This is a genomic window from Arthrobacter sp. J156, from assembly GCF_056172865.1.
In genome coordinates this window covers 1,306,191-1,322,559 of the sequence record NZ_CM149650.1, presented here as the reverse complement: position 1 = coordinate 1,322,559, position 16,369 = coordinate 1,306,191, and the positions used below count along the sequence as shown (strand labels likewise).

Genomic DNA, 16,369 nt, shown 5'->3' with positions numbered 1-16,369 from the left:
AGACTGGCAGACACCGCCATCGCCTCCACCACCACGACAGCAGCATCGAAGGACTTCACATGACCCAGGGACCCCGTTCAGGATCGGGCCGCGGCGAACCCCGCCGCTCGGGCCAGCCGCAGCGCGGCCAGTCCGGCTCCGGCAAGGGCCAGGGCACCGGCCGCGGAGGGCCCGCCGCGGCCGGCCGGTCGGGCTCCGCGCAGGGACGCCCCGGCGCCGGCGGCGCGTCCTCCGGAGCGGGGCAGAAGGGCGCCGGCGGCAAGGGGGCCGGCGCGAAGGGCGCCGGCGGCAAGGGCGGGGCACCCTCCGGCAAGGGGCCGCGGCCGTACGGCAACGAGCGCTTCGGCCGCAACCTCGGTCCCGTGAAGCAGCGCCCCCGTCCCGCCCAGAAGCCGGCCGCCGCCCCGCGCGGCGGGACCTCCGAGCTCGAGGGCGTCCGCCTGCAGAAGGTCCTGGCGAACGCCGGGGTGGCCTCGCGGCGCGTCAGCGAGGAGATGATCGCGCAGGGCCGCGTCGAGGTCGACGGCGCGATCGTGACCGAGCTCGGGCTGCGCGTGGATCCGGAGACGGTCGTGATCCACGTCGACGGCATGCGCATCCAGCTCAACGAGACGCTCAAGTACTTCGTCTTCAACAAGCCCCGCGGCGTCGTCTCCACCATGGAGGACCCCGAGGGCCGCCCGTGCGTCTCCGACTACCTCAAGAAGAAGGGCGAACGCCTCTTCCACGTCGGCCGCCTCGACGTCAACACCGAGGGCCTGCTCCTGCTGACCAACGACGGAGAGCTCGCCAACCGGCTCACGCATCCGTCCTACGAGATCCCCAAGACCTACCTGGTCCAGGTCCCCGGGCCCATGGCCCAGGGCGTCGGGGCGCAGATGAAGGAGGGCCTCCAGCTGGAGGACGGCTGGGCCAACGTCGACTCCTTCAAGCTCGTCGATTCGACGCCGGGCAAGCTGCTCGTCGAGGTCGTGCTGCACTCCGGACGCAACCGGATCGTCCGGCGCCTCTTCGACGCCGTCGGCCACCCCGTCAAGCGTCTCGTCCGCGTCCAGCTCGGTCCCATCCGCCTCGGCGACCAGAAGCAGGGCACCATCCGCCCGCTCGGGCACCAGGAAGTCGGCCACCTGCTCGCCGCCGTGGGGCTGTAGCACGTGTCCCCGAACCACGTGACCGGGCCCGTCCTCGTCGTCGGCACGGGACTGCTCGGCGCCAGCGTCGGGCTGGGGCTGAGCCGCCGGGGCCTCGAGGTGCTGCTCTCGGACACCTCCCCGACCGCGCAGGCCGTGGCACAGGACATCGGCGCGGGCCGCATCGCCGCGCCCGGGGATCCCGAGCCGCGGCTCGTCGTCGTCGCCGCGCCCCCGGACGTCACGGCGGCCGTCGTCGCCGAGGCGCTCCTGCGCCACCGGGAGGCCGTCGTGGTGGACATCGCGAGCGTGAAGTCCTCCGTCCTCGCCGCGCTCCGGGCCGACACCCGCCTGGGCCGCTCCGAGCTCGCGCGCTACGTCGGAACGCACCCCATGGCCGGGCGGGAGAAGTCCGGTCCCGCCGCCGCGCGCGGCGAGCTCTTCACGGCGATGCCCTGGGTGGTCTGCGCGCACGGGGGATCGGACCCCGGCGCGGTCAAGGCGGCCGAGTCCCTCGCGATCGACCTCGGCGCGAGCGTCGTCCGGCTCGACGCGGGCGAGCACGACGCCGCCGTCGCACTCGTCTCCCACTTCCCGCAGCTCGCGGCCTCCCTCCTGGCCTCCCGGCTCCTCAACGCCCCGGACCACACCCTGGCCCTGGCCGGGAACGGGCTGCGCGACACGACCCGCATCGCGGCCTCGGACCCGCGGCTGTGGATCCAGATCCTGAGCCACAACGCGCCTCGGATCGTCGCCATCCTGCACGGCCTGCGCGAGGACCTGAACCGGCTCATCAACACCCTGGAGCACCCGGACGCGCCCGGCTCGCTCCTGGACCTGGCGGAGCTGATGGGGGAGGGGAACGCCGGGCAGGCCCGGATTCCGGGCAAGCACGGGTCCCCGCCGCACGCGTTCGCCGTCGTCACGGTCATCGTGGACGACAAGCCGGGACAGATCGCCCGGCTCCTGGCCGACGTCGGCACGGCCGGCATCAACGTCGAGGACCTGCGCATGGACCACTCGGCGGGACACCAGGTCGGCATGGTGGAGCTCTCCGTCCTGCCCGGACGGAGCAATGAACTCGTCGAGGTCCTGACCGGGCTCGACTGGAAGGTGGTGCAGTGATCGTGGAGAAGCTCGTCGTCGCCATCGACGGCCCTTCGGGCAGCGGAAAGTCCTCCGTGGCGAAGGAGGCGGCCCGCCGGCTCGGCGCCGCCTACCTGGACACGGGCGCGATGTACCGTGCGGTGACGTGGCACTGCCTGGACGCCGGGACCGACCTCGCGGACGCCGCCGCGGTCGCGGCGGCAGTCGAGGCAGCGGACCTGGACATCAGCACGGATCCAGACGTCGAACGCGTGCTCATCCACGGCACCGACGTCACCGCCGCCATCCGCGAACCACGGGTCTCCGAGGCGGTCTCCGCGGTCGCCACCAACCTGGACGCCCGCGCCGAACTGGTCCGGCGCCAGCGCGGGCTCATCGCGGCCCACGCGCGCGTCGTGGCCGAGGGCCGGGACATCACGACCGTCGTCGCACCCCAGGCCGAGGCCCGCATCCTGCTCACCGCGAGCGAAGAGGCGCGCCTGCGCCGGCGCGGCCTCCAGCTCGGCGGCACGCAGTCCGCCGCCGACCTCGAGCGGCAGGTCCTGGCCCGCGACGCCAAGGACGCCACGGTCGTGGACTTCACCACGGCCTCCGACGGCGTCGTGACCCTTGACTCCTCCGATCTGGACTTCGAGCAGACCGTCCGGACCGTCCTCGGCATCGTCGCCGGCCGCGGCGCGGCCCTCTGACCCCGGCGGGAGGGGCCCGGCCGGACGCCGGCGCCGGGCATGCGAAAATGGAAGGTGCGTCCGCGACCCGCGGAGGCAGCAAACAAAGGAACCCCGCACCATGACCGAGAACGCCGCCCTTCCCTCCGACGGCGATGAGTACGTGCCCACGGGCGAGGACCACATCGCGGAACGGCTCGGGGAACTGAGCGACGAGGAGGCAGAGCTCCGGGCCGCCTCCCTCCGCGCGGGCCTGGACGACTACGAGCTCGACGACGAGGACGCGGCACTGCTCGCCCGCCTCGAGGATGACGACGAGGACGAGGACGACGACCGCGTCGCCCCCGTCGTGGCCATCATCGGCCGCCCGAACGTGGGCAAGTCCACGCTCGTGAACCGCATCATCGGACGCCGGGAGGCCGTCGTCGAGGACGTGCCGGGAGTCACCCGCGACCGCGTGGCCTACCCGGCCGAGTGGGGCGGACGCGACTTCACCCTCGTCGACACCGGGGGCTGGGAGCACGACGCGAAGGGGATCCACGCGCGCGTGGCCGAGCAGGCGGAGGTGGCCGCCGAGCTCGCCGACGCGGTCGTGTTCGTGGTGGACTCCGCCGTCGGCGCCACGGCGACCGACGAGGGCGTCGTGCGCATGCTGCGCCGGCTGAAGAAGCCCGTCTTCCTCGTGGCCAACAAGGTCGACGACGCCTCGCAGGAGGCCGAGTCGGCCACGCTGTGGGGCCTGGGGTTCGGCCAGCCCTACCCCGTCTCCGCCCTCCACGGGCGCGGCACCGCGGACCTGCTGGACGACATCGTGGACAAGCTTCCCGAATTCTCCGCCCACGGCGGTCTCGTCCCGCGCGGCGGACCGCGGCGCGTGGCACTGATCGGCCGGCCGAACGTCGGCAAGTCCTCGCTGCTGAACAAGCTCGCCGGCTCCGAGCGCGTCGTCGTCGACAACCTCGCCGGGACGACGCGCGACCCGGTCGACGAGCTCGTCGAGCTCGGCGGCCGGACGTGGCGCTTCGTCGACACGGCCGGGATCCGCCGACGGCAGCACATGGCCCACGGTTCCGACTACTACGCGTCGCTGCGGACGCAGAGCGCCCTGGACAAGGCCGAGGTGGCCGTCGTCCTGCTGGCCGTCGACGAGGTGCTCAGCGAACAGGACGTGCGCATCCTGCAGATGACGATCGACTCGGGCCGGTCCCTGGTCCTCGCGTTCAACAAGTGGGACCTGCTCGACGACGAGCGCCGCCGCTACCTGGAGCGCGAGATCGAGCAGGACCTCGCCCACGTCGACTGGGCGCCCCGCGTGAACCTCTCTGCCCGGACCGGATGGCACAAGGACAAGCTCGTCCCGGCGCTGGACCGCGCGCTCGAGTCGTGGGACAAGCGGATCCCGACTGGCAAGCTCAACGCCTTCCTCGGCGAGCTCGTGGCCGCTCACCCGCACCCGGTCCGGGGCGGCAAGCAGCCGCGCATCCTCTTCGGCACGCAGGCCTCGGCCCGGCCGCCGCGGTTCGTGCTGTTCACCACCGGATTCCTCGATCCCGGCTACCGCCGCTTCATCACGCGCCGCCTGCGCGAGACGTTCGGGTTCGAGGGAACGCCCATCGAGGTCAGCATGCGCGTGCGCGAACGGCGGGGGCGTCAAAAGTAGTCCCGCGGATGGGGTAGAGTAGCTGAGGAGCTTTTCGCAGACGGAACCGCGGGGGAAACCCCGGGGAGAACGGCTGCGAAAACCATCGGGCTATGGCGCAGCTTGGTAGCGCGCCTGACTGGGGGTCAGGTGAGTTAGAGCGGCGGGACTGTCCGAAAACTAAACAACGGGATGTGGCGCAGCTTGGTAGCGCACTTGACTGGGGGTCAAGGGGTCGCAGGTTCAAATCCTGTCATCCCGACAAAAAGCCCTGGTGAGAGGCAACTTTCACCAGGGCTTCGTCGTTTCCGGGGGTGGTCACCGGCTGGTCCACTTGCTCGATCCACTCGAGCCGCCCGCTGCTGAAGTGGACCAATCCCGTTCGACCTCGATGCCCGTGGAGTGCACCAAAAGGTGCCCATCGAGTGGACCAGAATCCGCGCAGGGCGATGCTCCGGCCCCTTCTGAAGGGGTCGGAGCGTGGGTCCAGCAATGGTCACAGGCGGGGTCCGGCGCGGCGAGTGGTGTCCCTTCTGGTGGGGGCTGCGGAGAGGAACTGGTTGGCCTGTCTGGCGGCTTCGGCGAGGTGCCGGTGGTCGGGATGCAGGTAGCCCTTGGTGGTCTCGATCGATTGGTGTCCGAGGATCTCCTGGAGCACGTGCAGCGCGATGCCGGCGTCGGCCATCCAGGTCGCTCCGGTGTGGCGGAGCCCGTGGCGGGTGAGGTTGTTGAAGCCGAGCTCCTTCACGAGGTCGTCCCAGTGGGTGGCGTCGCGGACGGTGGCGGTGGTGAGGACGCCGCCGCGCGGCCCGCGCAGGAGCGGAGTGTCGGGCTCCTTGCCGTCGGTGAGGCGTTCGAGGATGGGTTCGAGCGCGTCGAGCATCGGGACGGGGCGGTCTCTGCGGCCTTTGGTCTGTTTGATGACGAGGCCGCCTTTGCCGGGGTAGTGCTGGCGTCTGATCCACACGATGCGGTTGTCCCAGTCCACGTCCCCGGCCTGCAGTCCTGCGACTTCGGAGCCGCGGGCGGCGAGGAGGGCGGCGAGCATGACGTGATCGGAGTAGGACTGGTGGACCTTCCCGCACGCGGTGGCGAGCTTCTGCAATGTCGGAAGGTCTGGGAGGGCGTACTGGCGGAGTGCTCCGGTGGTGTGGGTGACGTGCTTGCCGAGGTTCCGGCGGGCGCGGTGCTTGGCGGGGTTGATGGAGATGACGTCGTCGCGGACGGCTTCGTCCAGGACGCGGACGAGTGGGGCGATGGAGTTCTTGATCGTGGAGGCGGAGTGCTCGGCTTCCCAGGCGTCGATGGTGCGGTCGATCATCCCGGCAGTGATCTTCGCGACGCGGATGTGGCCGAGCGCGGGCAAGACACGGAGCCGGAGCCCGGTGTCATAGAGCTCGGCGGTGGAGGTCGGGTCCAGGCCTCGTTGCCAACGGTCCCCAATCGAGGCGGCGTAGTCGGCCAGGGTCACGGTGGTGTCGTTGCCGGTCTCGGTCGTGGCGCGCATCTGCTCGAAGAACTCCTCGACCTCCTCGGCGGTGCGCACGTGGCTGACTCGGCCGACGCGTTTATGGGTTGCCGGATCGGTCCATCGGACACGGGCACGGAACCCGTCGACGCGGCGTTCGACGTCGGTGGTGAGCTTCACGCCGACCGGAGGCATACGGCGATTGCGGGGATCAGCCACGTGCCGCCTCCTGTTCGCGCACCCAAATGCGCACCGTGACGGGGTTGTAGCGGTAGACGCCGCCGACCTGCACGAACGGCGGGCCGACCTTTTCCCGACGCCACCGGGACAGTGTGGCTTGGGAGACGGTCAGGAACTCCGATGCCTCCTTGGGGCACCACAGCGGCTCGACCGTGCCGATGCCGCGGTCACTGGGCAGGCTCGTCATCGTCGGACACCTCGCCGGTTTCCGGGTCGGCGCCGAGGCTGGCGTAGAAGGCGTCCTCGGCGGCCTGGCGGTGGGCGACGTCGGCCTTGACGAACTCCCGGAAGTCCGCCGTCCGGTCAGGGATTACGATGTCCTCGATCGCCTCCGTGGGGGTCTCGCCGGGCCAGGCGGTCTGCCGGGTGGCGCGGTCGCGGTCCAAGCGGGTGCCGCAGGCGGCCACCCAGTCGCGAAGGCGCTGGCGGGCGTCGGCGAAGTCCCGGTGCCAGCCGTTGGGTGCTGACCCGTTCTCCTCCGGGTCGTAGGCGCACAGCCAGTGGAGGTGCAGGGCGCTGAGCTCCCAGACCAGCTCGGGGTGGCGGTGCCAGAACGGCGGGACCACGCTGGCGGGGAGCCCGTAGGTGTGGCGCAGCCAGGTCACCCACTTGTCGAGCTCGACCCACTCGCCGGCGGCCTCCTCGGCGGTGAGGAGGTTCCAGTTGACCGGATGCGGCGGCTCTGCGAGCAGTTCGGCGTCCCCCTCCGACGCCTCCGTGTCGGTGTCGTCGTGCAGCGGAGCGGGTTCGGGCTCGTCGGGCTCAGGGATGTCATCGACCTCGGCCATCAGCGTCTCCTCAGTCACAGCCCGACCGCCGATGCGGCGGACGGAGAGGGGCGACGCGGCCCCTCGCTGCGCACGGGCTCCCTGTCTGCGGCGGGCGCCGGCGCTTCTCGCTCGGCGGCAAGAGCGCTGCGCGGGCCGCGGTCGACGTCGTAGTTGGTGCGGGCGAGGTCGTGGCCGATCTTCTTGGCGACGAACTCCTCGCCCTGCACGGTCTGTCCGTCGCGCTCGTACTCGAACGGGTGCGTGTAGCCCTCGGCGACGAAGCTGTCGCCCTTGGCGAACCGCTCGTGCGCCCGCTCGGCGGTCGCCCGATACGCCACGAGGTCGTGGAACGTGGTCTCCAGCTCCGTGAAAGAGCCGTCGGGCTCTTTGCGGTAGTGCTCCTGCCCGACACGGGCGTAGAACCTTGCCTCGCCTTTGCCGGTGTGGCTGAGCTGGGGGTCCGAGGCGATGAATCCCGTGAACGACTCCTGCGTGTGAATCGTCATGACGATGGTCCCTTCCTGGCATCGGCGGCCCCCAGGGCGGGGCCGCTCTTGTCAGTCAGGTGCGTCAGGGCTCTCCTGCGGTCGCCGCCGCAGCCGTTCCTCGATCCCGGTGCGGTCGGCGCGGAGCCGGGTGGCGTCGGGCCGGTCGGTCCATGTCCGCATCCGGGTGACGATGGGCGGCGCGGAGCGCAGCAGCACGAGCGCGGTCCCGAACGGCAGGGTGCGGATCGCGTCGGGCGGCATGACCGGCACCCGCCGGATCGAGCGTTGCGCGGAGCGGGACCCGTGATCGCCGACCGTGGTGGAGTCGATCACCTCGTCCCGTTCGCCGGTGAGCGTGGTCAGGTCGTGGAGGTCTTTCGAGTTGGAGGCCCCGCCGAGGATGATCTTGACGATGCTGGCGTCCCAGATCGCGCCGGCCGCGTTCTCCGACCACTTCTCCCGCGCTTGGGCGAGCGACTGGAGCACCGGCATCGTCGTGATCCCGGTGCCGCCTCCCTCAGCCATCAGCGTCGGCAAGGACGGCAGGGGTGCGAGATTGCCGACCTCATCGAGCGCAAGTAGCAGCGGCGGGTCGAGGCGTGCACCGGGGCTGTGGGCGGCGATGCGGCGGGCGGCTTCCACGAGGTCTTCCACGAACGCCGCGACCAATGCTGCGGAGTTGTTCGCCCCGGCCCCGGTCGCCAGCAGGTAGAGGGTTCCTTTGGCTCGGAGGAATGCTTCGGGGTCGAAGTTCTCACCGGCTCGCGGCGAGACGGCATCGAGTACGCGAGGGTCGGCGAGGGCGGCGAGAGCGAGGGAGACGCCTTGCCAGATGGAGTCGCGGGTGCGGGGGTCGGAGTCGATCATCGCCTGTAACGACTCCGACCACCCGACAGCCGCGTTCTGGTTGGCGGTTAGGATCGCCACCGCATCCGCGGCAGCGGACGGGTCGAGGGTCCAGCGGAACAGCTCGCCGGGCGGTCGGTGATCGAGCGCGGCGGCGTGCAGGAGCGATTGGAGCGCGGTGCGGGTTTTGCCTTCCCAGAACCCGCCGCCTTCGACACCGCCGGCGGACAGGCCGGTGCCGGCGGCAAGGCCGGTGGCACGGATCATCGCGGTCAGCGGGTCCTCGCACCCCCGGATCGGCGACCAGCGCAGCCCCGCCGGGACACCCTCGGCGAGGTGCTGCGGGTCGAACACCGCAACCGGGCCGATGCGTTCACGGGCACGGAGGGTCGCGGTGAGGTTGTCCGGCCGGGTGCTGGTGGTGACGACCGCGCCGGGCGCGTCGAGGATGGCGTTGATGACGATGTGGGCGCCCTTCCCAGAGCGCGGCGGCCCGATGAGGAGGATGGAGTCCTCGACCGAGGCCCAGACGCTTTTGCCGCGTGAGGCGCCGATCCGGTAACCGATGTCCTCCGCGCAGGGCTTGTCGAGCGAGGGCCGCAGGTGCCCGCCCCGCCGCAGCAGCGCGGTCTCGGAGGCGGCTTTGGCGACTTCGCTGCGGGTGGCGATCCCGGCGATCCGGTACGGGTCGGCCTTGACCTGGCGGCCGTGGTCGCGCAGCAGCCGCCACACCCACCAACCCACCGCCCCGGCTCCCAGGATGAGGACGGCGGCGGTTGTCCAGTACGCGACGACGTTCAGCCCTGGCGCATCGAGAGCGCCCGCCGGGTCGCCAGGGTTCAGCAGCACGCCCAGGCCGGCTTCGACACCGCCGGCGGGTGGGGATGTGCCGGTGATCCAGGCGGCGACCGACCCGGCGCCGCGGAGGATGCCGGCCAGGAGCGCGGCGCCGATGAGGAGGGCAATGCCGAGGTTGCTGAGCTCGTCTCCGAGCGACCCGGCCGGGCGCGGAGTGCTCATTCGGGGTGCCCGATGGTGAGGGTGCCGGAGACGCGGCCGAGCAAGATGACCTCACGGGTCGGACTCGATGCTGCTTGTTCGGCGGTGAGCAGGGCACGCATGGTCCCGTCTGGGGCTGCGTCACCGTGGACAATGACGATGGCGACGGCGACATCCTCGCCAGGCACGAACCCCTCCCCGTGCAACGTGACCAGCTCCGGCATCGCTTGTCGTGCGGGCGATTCCTGGGCAAGGGCTGGTTGGGGGCGGCGGCGTGTGCTGGGGGTGATGATGTCGGTGAACACGGTCCCGTCCGCCTCACGCACCTCGACCCGCACTGGCGACCGGCGCTGGTCGGTGAGTTGATCGAGGACGCGGGCGAAGTCCTCCCGCCGCCACGCGGGTGCGAACGGCTCCGGCTCATACGGTGCCCCGTCGACGGTGACCGTCATCCTTCCGTCAGAGGCAATGTCCATGACGACGTGCGGCAACACCACAGGCACGGCGTCGTCTCGGTGTTCGGGTTCGCCGGTGGTGCGCTTGTAGCGGGGGCGGGTCATCAGGATTCCTGCCGATCGTTCGAGAATCCCGAAGAACCGTCGAGATTCGTGAACTCGCGGGAATCTGCGGTCATGCGGGTGGTGGTGTCGAATGCGGCGAGCTCGGCAGGGTGGAGCTGGTGCTGTACGACGAAGGAGCGGTCCTTGATCCGCCAGAGTCCTTGCCCGGTGCCGAGGCCGGGTAGGAGCTTCTGTTCGGTGCCGGTCAGGCCGAGGGCGGTGGCGGTGGAGCCGAGCTGATCGGCTTCCTGCCGGTAGACGATCCGGGTCTCCGCGTTCGCCAGCAGACTCGATGCGAGAGCCCTCATCGCGGAACCTTGATCGCCGACGTTGTCGAGGTCGGAGAACTTGTGGAAGATCAGCATGTTCGCGATGCCGAAATGGCGGGCGAGCCGCCATTGCGCGTCCATCCGCCGCAAGAGGCTGGGGTAGGCCATCAGGCGCCACGCTTCGTCGTAGATCACCCACCGTTGCCCGCCGTTCGGGTCCGACAGCGCCGATTCCATCCACGCACTGGAGCAGGTCATCAGCACGGAGATGAGCGTGGAGTTCTCCGCGACACGGGACAGATCCAACGACACCATCGGCAGCGACGGATCGAACCTCACCGTGGAGGGACCGTCGAACAGTCCCTGGAGGTCACCGGCGACGAGGCGGCGCAGCGCGTGGCCGACCAGGCGGCCGTCCTCGGCAAGACGTCGGTCCTCATCATCGGCGGGGCTGGGGGCCAGGATACGGTCGACAACCATCGGCAGGATCGGCACCTCCGCCGACCGCACCGCATCCCGCAGGGCGAGGTCGATCGCGGTGTGCTCCAACGGCGACAGCACACGATCCAGCACCGTCTCCGCCAGCGCCCCGATGAGGTCGCGGCGGCGGGAGGCAACCTGCATCGCCCACTCCGCGTCGGAGACGGCGGAGGGCCGGTGTCCCTCGTCCAGCGGGTTGAGCCGGTTCGATAGCCCGTGGCCGAGAACGATCGCTTTCCCGCCGACCGCTTCGGCGACGGCGGTGTGCTCGCCCTTGGGGTCGCCGGGGACGTAGACGCGCCGCCCGAACGGGAGCGAGCGGGTGTAGAGGGACTTCGCCAGGGAGGACTTGCCGGAGCCGACAATCCCTGCGAGAACGACGTTGGGGGCGGTGATGAGGCCTTGCTGGTAGAGCACCCACGGGTCGTAGACGAACGACCCACCGGAGTAGAGGTCCTGGCCGACGAATACGCCCGCCGAGCCGAGGCCCCCTTCGGCGAGGAATGGATATTGCCCGGCGAGGGTCGCGGAGGTGTCCTGGTGCTTCGGAAGCCGCAACCGCCCCGGTGTCCGCAACGCGGCAGGACCGGACTCGCCGGCGGCCGGCAGGTACGTCGTTGCGCGCTTTTCTGCTTGCTCGGCTTCCCATCTGGCTTTCGCCTCCGCCTTCCGTGTGTCGCGGGCGGTGGTCTCTATCCGGGTAGCGGCCTGCTGGCGAGCTTTGCGGTTCCGTCGCCGCTCACCTTCCGGGCCGACCAGCACCGCCGTGTGCAGACGGCCCTCATCCTTTCCGGTCACAGCGCCAACCCCCGCCCGTGCGAGGCGGATGCGCCCGGCCGGCGGGCGAACCAATCCGTCGCCTCCGAACGCGCCGCCCGCACCGGCGCCCGTTCGACCGTCCGCCGTGCCGGAGCCGGAGTGGGCGCGGCCGTGTCGATGTTCAGTAGCGCTGGGTCCCGTACGGCGTCGTGGATGCGAAGCAGCGAGACGTGGCCGAGGAAGGGACTGTACGTGAGGGTGTAGACGTCCCCGGTGGCGGTGCGGTCCAGGGCGCCGGTCGGGGGCTGGTCGTAGACGTACCCGTTCTCGAGCGCAGCCTGGGTCGTCTCCACCCCGAAATCCCACTGCGCCAGATGCTCGATCGCCGCGTCCGTCCCGTCTCGTTCGATGATGTCCAGCACCGGGTCTGCTTCCTCGCCTTGGAGGAACACGACACTGACCCACCGCCTGCCGCCCTGCTTCTCGGGGAGGTCCGGGTCGCGGTCGATCAGCTCGATTAGGGTGTCGGGGTGCTGACGGGCGGCATCGGTCACCCAGTCCGGGAACGCCCCGTCGTTGTCGGTGCGCTGGCCGGGATGGTCGATCGCGAACTGGCGTGCGTCGCCTGCGGCGGAGAGGAACACCGCGAGCTCGCGCAGCGCCCGCTCGGGTGAGACGGGGGCGCCCGTGCCGGTGAACAGGTCCCGTCCCTCGATCGACTGCCCGGTGGCCGGGTTCTCGATGCGGTACGCGTACCGCTGATGCTCGCCCAATGGTTCGTCCGGCCACACCGTCAACCTCAGCTCACCCGCCTGCACCGTGGTGCGCGTCGCGCCGGTCGTGTCGAGGGGTTCGGGTGCGGGGTGCCAGGCGATTCGCCCGGACTGCGACATCGCCGCATCGACCCGGTCATGGACCGTGTCCAGCAGGGTGCCGGCCTGGTGCAGCTCATCCGCCGCCGCAAGCGCCGCCGTCGCCCCGGCGGGCTGGCTGCCCGCGTCGGTGTGCGCGCGGGACCGGGCCTCGATGTGGGCGGCGGCGAGCTGGTCGAGCACCTGCCGCAGCGACCGCACCCCGGCCAGCAGTTCCCCGAGCACCGGGTACGTCTCGGCGGGGTCGTCGAAGGTGCGGGTGGCGTGGGCGAGGCCGCGGAGCGCAGCGGATGCCTCCATCGCGTCCTCCACGGGGTTGTCGAAGGTCGGCATGATCGGGACTCCTCACAAGGGAACGGTTGATGGCGGGATGGGTCAGACCGGGCGGCACAGCGGTAACGCGGTCGCGGTGAACGCCTGGGCTTGCTGGCCGACGAGGCGGCGGGTCTCGCAGGAGGCTTGGATCGCGGCCTGCTCGACTGCGGCCACCGCGGCGTCGAGCTCGTCCACGGTCGGTGCGGAGACGGAGACGAGGCCGGAGACACGGAGGACGCCGTGCCCGGCGGTCAGGTCCGCCTCCTGTTGCAGCACGTCGTCGAGCTCCGCGCTGGAGGCGGCGTCCTCGATCTGTCCGATCTTGCGGCGTTGGGCGGCGTCGGAGATGAGTTCGGTCTTCTTCTTCCGCAGGTCCCTCGCGGCCTGGTCGGCGCGTACCGGGGTGTAGTGCAGGGCGAGGGTGCGGAGGATGCCGTTGGACAGCACGAGCGAGGCAAAGAACCCTGGGTAGACCTGGGAGCGGGGCCATTCAGTGATCCACAACACCGCATGGAAGGCACTGTCGGATCGCAGGCGGTCCCAGGTCTCGGTGACCGCCACCGGCCCGGCGGTGGCAAGATCGCGGCCGAGGTCGCCGTGGCGTTCCAGGGCGGGGGCTGCCGCCGGGTCGTACACTCCGCGGAGGATGACGGCGACCTCGCCAGGGGTGAGCCACCCGGTCGAGGTGAGCTCTGCCGCGCGGAGCGCCGTGCTCAGGGTGGTCATCTCCTGCCGCAGCACGGCCGCAGCGCCGCGTATGCCGCCGCCGGAGGTTCTGATCTGCCGGGCGCTGTTCTTCATGTCCAGGGCGAGGCTGATCGTGGTCGCGTGGCGTTCCCCGGCGGGGCCGGCACGGTCGATGAGCTCCTGGTAGGTGGTCGCGGCCCAGGAGCCGTCGTCGGTGCCGTGGGTGCGCCACCACTCCGCCAACCCCGTCCCCGAATCCGGCAACGTCCGCTCAGACACCTGAATCCGCGCGATCCGCCCGGACCGGCACGCGGCGGCGAGCACGCGGCCCCACCCTGCGACGCGGCGTTGCTGCTCGCCGGGGTCCAGGAGCACGAACGCCGGGTGGGAGACGCCGAGGATGACGGTGAGGGTCTGCGCGTGGGGGTCGTGGACCATCGCCGCCCCCGTCTCCGGGTCTTCCCATTCACGCAGCGGCGCCGCGTCCCCGGGCAGGGCGAGGGTGCCGGCCGGCCGGGGCTTGATGACGCGGCGCCGGTAGATGAGCTGGCCGAGGTAGGTGCGGGCGGCCCAGCGGGTCAGGATCGGCACCCACTCGATCAGCTTCCTGCCCCCTGCCGGGATCACGGCGAGGAGGGCGGCGCCAGCCCAGACCGGGGACGTCCAGGCCAGACCCATGCCACCGCTGGTGTAGAGGGAGGCGACGACGGTGAGGATCGCGATGCCGAGGACGATCAGTTGCGGCAACGACAAGCCCAACAGGATGCCCCGTCGGGTGAGGCGGGAGAACTGCACCGGCGATAACGGGTACTCGGTGTGCGTGGAGGCCATTGGCTCATTCCTTCCTGGACGGCTTCGAGGACGGAGGCGGCGGCGGGTCCGACCCCCGCGATGGCGACGAGGGCGCAGCGGGCGGCGTCGAAGGTGCCGGACGTGACGACGGTGTGCCTTGCGCGGGCGGGACCGGCGGCGGAGTGCTCTGCTCGGCCGCAGCCCCGGCATGGTTCTCCGCGGCACCGCCGACAGCGGCACCGGCCTTCGGTCCGGCGGTCGCGGCACCCTTGACCACCGCACCGCCGACGACCACCGCCGTACCGACAGGCCCCGCGGCCGCACCAGCACCCGCGCTGGCCCCCGCCCCCGCCCCCGCTCCGGCTCCGGCGCCTGCTCCGCCGGATGACGCGGCAGCGCCCCCGGCAGTTCCGGTCGCCCCGGCACCGCCCGATGCCGCCGGGCCACCCGCAGGCGGCGGCATCGACCCACCCCCTCCGACGCTTCCGCCCCTGGGCTTGCCGCCGGTATCACTACCGCCGTCGAGGACCTTCTTCGCACTGTCACCCTTGGGTGCGGACGGCACCGGAACCGGGCGATTCAATGCGGACTTCGCCTCCTGCTCGCTGGACATGGCGTGGTACATATCGAACCCGACGAAGGACAGGAACTTGTAGGTGATGTACGGCGCGAACGCGGCGACGAACATCAGCACCACCCCGGCAATCGGGTCGCTGATAGAGGCGAGGTCCGCTTCGATGGGGGCGGAGACTTGCCCGATCGCGACGAGGAAGATCACGACGAGGACGAGCTTGGAGAAGATGAGGGCGATCACGAACGCCGCCCACTTGGCGAACCAGCCCTTGGTCGCATCCCATGTCGCCCCGGCCAGGGCGACGGGGCCAAACACGATCGCGACCAGCAGCAGCGCCTTGCGGATGAGGAGGCTGAACCAGACGATCGCGGCCGCACTGATGGCGAGCCCGGCGAGGAAGATGGTCAGGATCGCGCCGACACCGGGAGCAGCGATGTTGATCCCGGCAAGTCCCGTGGCGAGGAGCCCGATCTGGGTCCCCATTCCTTCCATCGTGTTGCCGGTGGCCTGCACGATCCCCACGCAGAGCTGATCGGTCACTTCCAGCAGCAGCGCGGTCAGGGTGATGACGAGGAACGACCCGAGGACGGACTTGGCAAGTCCCAGGGCGGCGCGGGACAGGGCGGTGGGGTCGCGATGGATGAGGCCGGTGATGAGTTGGAGGCAGAAGAACACGAGCATCACAAAGACCGCGACGCCGAACAGAACGTTGTAGACGCCGACATACTCAGGACTGGTGACGTCGACCAGGGTGGTGGTGTCGAACACGGTCCAGACCGCCTCGAACAACCAGGCAGCCGCGCCGGCCATCGCCTGGCCCAGCCAGTCGAACGGGGCCGCGATCAACGACGCCGTGCCCTCGCCCACGGCGTCGCACACGGCGGAGATGACCGGGACATCGCACACGCTCACCGCACCCACCCCCACGGGAGGCGCGTTGCCGGGGTGGTCATCAGACGGCCTGCCCGACGCCCCAGAAGAAGTTGATGAGCGTCACCGCGGCACCACAGATGATCGCCGCACCGCAGGACACGAGCACGCCGACTTTGCCGCGGCTGGCGAGGTGCGGGTTGGAGGAGTTCGCGCCGAACCCCCATACGATCGCCGAGATGATGAGGGCAAGGACCGAGAGGATCAGGCCGACGGTCATGACGGCGCCGACGATGATGCGTAGCTGCTCGATGCCGGGAAGACCAGAGCTGTTGGGGTCGATGTCGATCACGGGGATGCTCCTGACTGTTCGCGAGACGTGTTCTCGGCTGTCAGGTGCACCCCGCCACCCAGCGACAGGCGGATAGCCTGGGCTGGTGGAAATCGTTCTGGCCGCCAGCGCCGTCATCACCGACGACGCGGGACGTGTGCTGCTCGTGCTGCGTGGCACCGAGCCGGAGAAGGGCCGCTGGTCGATCCCCGGCGGCAGCGTCGAGCCCGGCGAAACCCTGGCTGAGGCGGCCGCGCGGGAGGCGTTCGAGGAGACTGGGCTGCGGGTGTCGGTGGGGCGTGAGCTGTGGTGCGTGACGATCCCGGCCGGCGAGGGGCGGGTGTTCGAGGTGCACGACTTCGCCGCCACCGTCACCGGCGGCGAGCTGGCATCGGGCGACGACGCGGACGATGCCCGCTGGGTCGCCGCCGCCGAGCTCGACCAGCTCCCGGTGACGGCGAACCTTGCCGACTATCTGCGCGGCGCCGGCATCCTCACCTGACTC

General features: G+C 70.8%; 16 protein-coding genes and 1 tRNA gene. 6 read left to right on the top strand and 11 right to left on the bottom strand.

What is annotated here, in order from left to right:
- The first annotated feature begins 59 nt into the window (after positions 1-59).
- From AC0QR5_RS06120 to AC0QR5_RS06100, 5 genes are all read left to right on the top strand, one after another.
- Positions 60-1,151 carry a pseudouridine synthase gene (locus tag AC0QR5_RS06120; protein WP_430970758.1) on the top strand — a complete coding sequence of 364 codons (1,092 nt, stop codon included), beginning with the start codon at positions 60-62 and terminating at the stop codon, positions 1,149-1,151.
- A gap of 3 nt (positions 1,152-1,154) precedes the next feature.
- The gene (locus AC0QR5_RS06115; RefSeq protein ID WP_329863796.1) at positions 1,155-2,255 is read left to right on the top strand and encodes a prephenate dehydrogenase; all 1,101 of its coding nucleotides are present in this window, start codon (positions 1,155-1,157) and stop codon (positions 2,253-2,255) included.
- Positions 2,252-2,926, top strand: coding sequence for a (d)CMP kinase (gene cmk / locus AC0QR5_RS06110; protein WP_430970757.1), 675 nt, complete (start codon positions 2,252-2,254; stop codon positions 2,924-2,926). Before AC0QR5_RS06115 ends, cmk begins: the two co-directional genes overlap by 4 nt.
- Before the next feature lie 100 nt (positions 2,927-3,026).
- Positions 3,027-4,565, top strand: coding sequence for a ribosome biogenesis GTPase Der (der, locus tag AC0QR5_RS06105; RefSeq protein ID WP_329863794.1), 1,539 nt, complete (start codon positions 3,027-3,029; stop codon positions 4,563-4,565).
- A gap of 167 nt (positions 4,566-4,732) precedes the next feature.
- Positions 4,733-4,806 (top strand) — tRNA-Pro (locus tag AC0QR5_RS06100).
- 234 nt (positions 4,807-5,040) lie between these two features.
- On the opposite strand, the gene AC0QR5_RS06095 is transcribed toward AC0QR5_RS06100, so the two are convergent.
- Genes AC0QR5_RS06095 through AC0QR5_RS06045 form a run of 11 tightly spaced genes read right to left on the bottom strand, consistent with a single transcriptional unit; the run spans position 5,041 to position 15,885 of the window.
- The gene (locus AC0QR5_RS06095; protein ID WP_329863792.1) at positions 5,041-6,231 is read right to left on the bottom strand and encodes a tyrosine-type recombinase/integrase; all 1,191 of its coding nucleotides are present in this window, start codon (positions 6,229-6,231) and stop codon (positions 5,041-5,043) included.
- On the bottom strand, positions 6,224-6,439 hold the full coding sequence (locus AC0QR5_RS06090; protein ID WP_329863790.1) for a helix-turn-helix domain-containing protein: 216 nt from the start codon (positions 6,437-6,439) through the stop codon (positions 6,224-6,226). Before AC0QR5_RS06090 ends, AC0QR5_RS06095 begins: the two co-directional genes overlap by 8 nt.
- The gene (locus AC0QR5_RS06085; protein ID WP_329863788.1) at positions 6,420-7,040 is read right to left on the bottom strand and encodes a hypothetical protein; all 621 of its coding nucleotides are present in this window, start codon (positions 7,038-7,040) and stop codon (positions 6,420-6,422) included. Before AC0QR5_RS06085 ends, AC0QR5_RS06090 begins: the two co-directional genes overlap by 20 nt.
- Positions 7,041-7,054: 14 nt before the next feature.
- Entirely contained in the window at positions 7,055-7,528 is a 474-nt protein-coding gene (locus tag AC0QR5_RS06080; RefSeq protein ID WP_329863786.1) for a single-stranded DNA-binding protein, read from the bottom strand.
- 51 nt (positions 7,529-7,579) lie between these two features.
- The gene (locus tag AC0QR5_RS06075) at positions 7,580-9,376 is read right to left on the bottom strand and encodes a type IV secretory system conjugative DNA transfer family protein (protein ID WP_329863784.1); all 1,797 of its coding nucleotides are present in this window, start codon (positions 9,374-9,376) and stop codon (positions 7,580-7,582) included.
- Positions 9,373-9,915 carry a hypothetical protein gene (locus AC0QR5_RS06070; RefSeq protein WP_329863782.1) on the bottom strand — a complete coding sequence of 181 codons (543 nt, stop codon included), beginning with the start codon at positions 9,913-9,915 and terminating at the stop codon, positions 9,373-9,375. Before AC0QR5_RS06070 ends, AC0QR5_RS06075 begins: the two co-directional genes overlap by 4 nt.
- Complete coding sequence (locus tag AC0QR5_RS06065; protein ID WP_329863781.1) at positions 9,915-11,462, bottom strand: ATP-binding protein; 1,548 nt, start codon at positions 11,460-11,462, stop codon at positions 9,915-9,917. The genes AC0QR5_RS06070 and AC0QR5_RS06065 overlap by 1 nt, the downstream gene beginning before the upstream one ends.
- Positions 11,459-12,628 carry a hypothetical protein gene (locus tag AC0QR5_RS06060; RefSeq protein WP_329863780.1) on the bottom strand — a complete coding sequence of 390 codons (1,170 nt, stop codon included), beginning with the start codon at positions 12,626-12,628 and terminating at the stop codon, positions 11,459-11,461. Before AC0QR5_RS06060 ends, AC0QR5_RS06065 begins: the two co-directional genes overlap by 4 nt.
- A gap of 42 nt (positions 12,629-12,670) precedes the next feature.
- Positions 12,671-14,128 carry an SCO6880 family protein gene (locus AC0QR5_RS06055; RefSeq protein ID WP_329863778.1) on the bottom strand — a complete coding sequence of 486 codons (1,458 nt, stop codon included), beginning with the start codon at positions 14,126-14,128 and terminating at the stop codon, positions 12,671-12,673.
- A gap of 4 nt (positions 14,129-14,132) precedes the next feature.
- Complete coding sequence (locus tag AC0QR5_RS06050) at positions 14,133-15,575, bottom strand: TrbL/VirB6 family protein (RefSeq protein WP_329863777.1); 1,443 nt, start codon at positions 15,573-15,575, stop codon at positions 14,133-14,135.
- A 40-nt stretch (positions 15,576-15,615) separates the two neighbouring features.
- Positions 15,616-15,885, bottom strand: coding sequence for a DUF6112 family protein (locus AC0QR5_RS06045; RefSeq protein ID WP_022883069.1), 270 nt, complete (start codon positions 15,883-15,885; stop codon positions 15,616-15,618).
- Positions 15,886-15,970: 85 nt separating this feature from the next.
- Between AC0QR5_RS06045 and AC0QR5_RS06040 the strand changes: the two genes are divergently transcribed.
- Positions 15,971-16,366 (top strand): NUDIX domain-containing protein, encoded by a 396-nt coding sequence (locus AC0QR5_RS06040; protein ID WP_329863773.1) that lies wholly within the window; start codon positions 15,971-15,973, stop codon positions 16,364-16,366.
- Positions 16,367-16,369 lie beyond the last annotated feature (3 nt).

Bases quoted from the DNA above. Each gene is read 5' to 3' on its own strand.
- AC0QR5_RS06080 (WP_329863786.1), bottom strand. From the start codon at position 7,528: ATGACGATTCACACGCAGGAGTCGTTCACGGGATTCATCGCCTCGGAC.
- AC0QR5_RS06075 (WP_329863784.1), bottom strand. From the start codon at position 9,376: ATGAGCACTCCGCGCCCGGCCGGGTCGCTCGGAGACGAGCTCAGCAAC.
- der (WP_329863794.1), top strand. From the start codon at position 3,027: ATGACCGAGAACGCCGCCCTTCCCTCCGACGGCGATGAGTACGTGCCC.
- AC0QR5_RS06120 (WP_430970758.1), top strand. From the start codon at position 60: ATGACCCAGGGACCCCGTTCAGGATCGGGCCGCGGCGAACCCCGCCGC.
- AC0QR5_RS06060 (WP_329863780.1), bottom strand. From the start codon at position 12,628: ATGCCGACCTTCGACAACCCCGTGGAGGACGCGATGGAGGCATCCGCT.
- AC0QR5_RS06070 (WP_329863782.1), bottom strand. From the start codon at position 9,915: ATGACCCGCCCCCGCTACAAGCGCACCACCGGCGAACCCGAACACCGA.
- AC0QR5_RS06090 (WP_329863790.1), bottom strand. From the start codon at position 6,439: ATGACGAGCCTGCCCAGTGACCGCGGCATCGGCACGGTCGAGCCGCTG.
- AC0QR5_RS06055 (WP_329863778.1), bottom strand. From the start codon at position 14,128: ATGGCCTCCACGCACACCGAGTACCCGTTATCGCCGGTGCAGTTCTCC.
- AC0QR5_RS06085 (WP_329863788.1), bottom strand. From the start codon at position 7,040: ATGGCCGAGGTCGATGACATCCCTGAGCCCGACGAGCCCGAACCCGCT.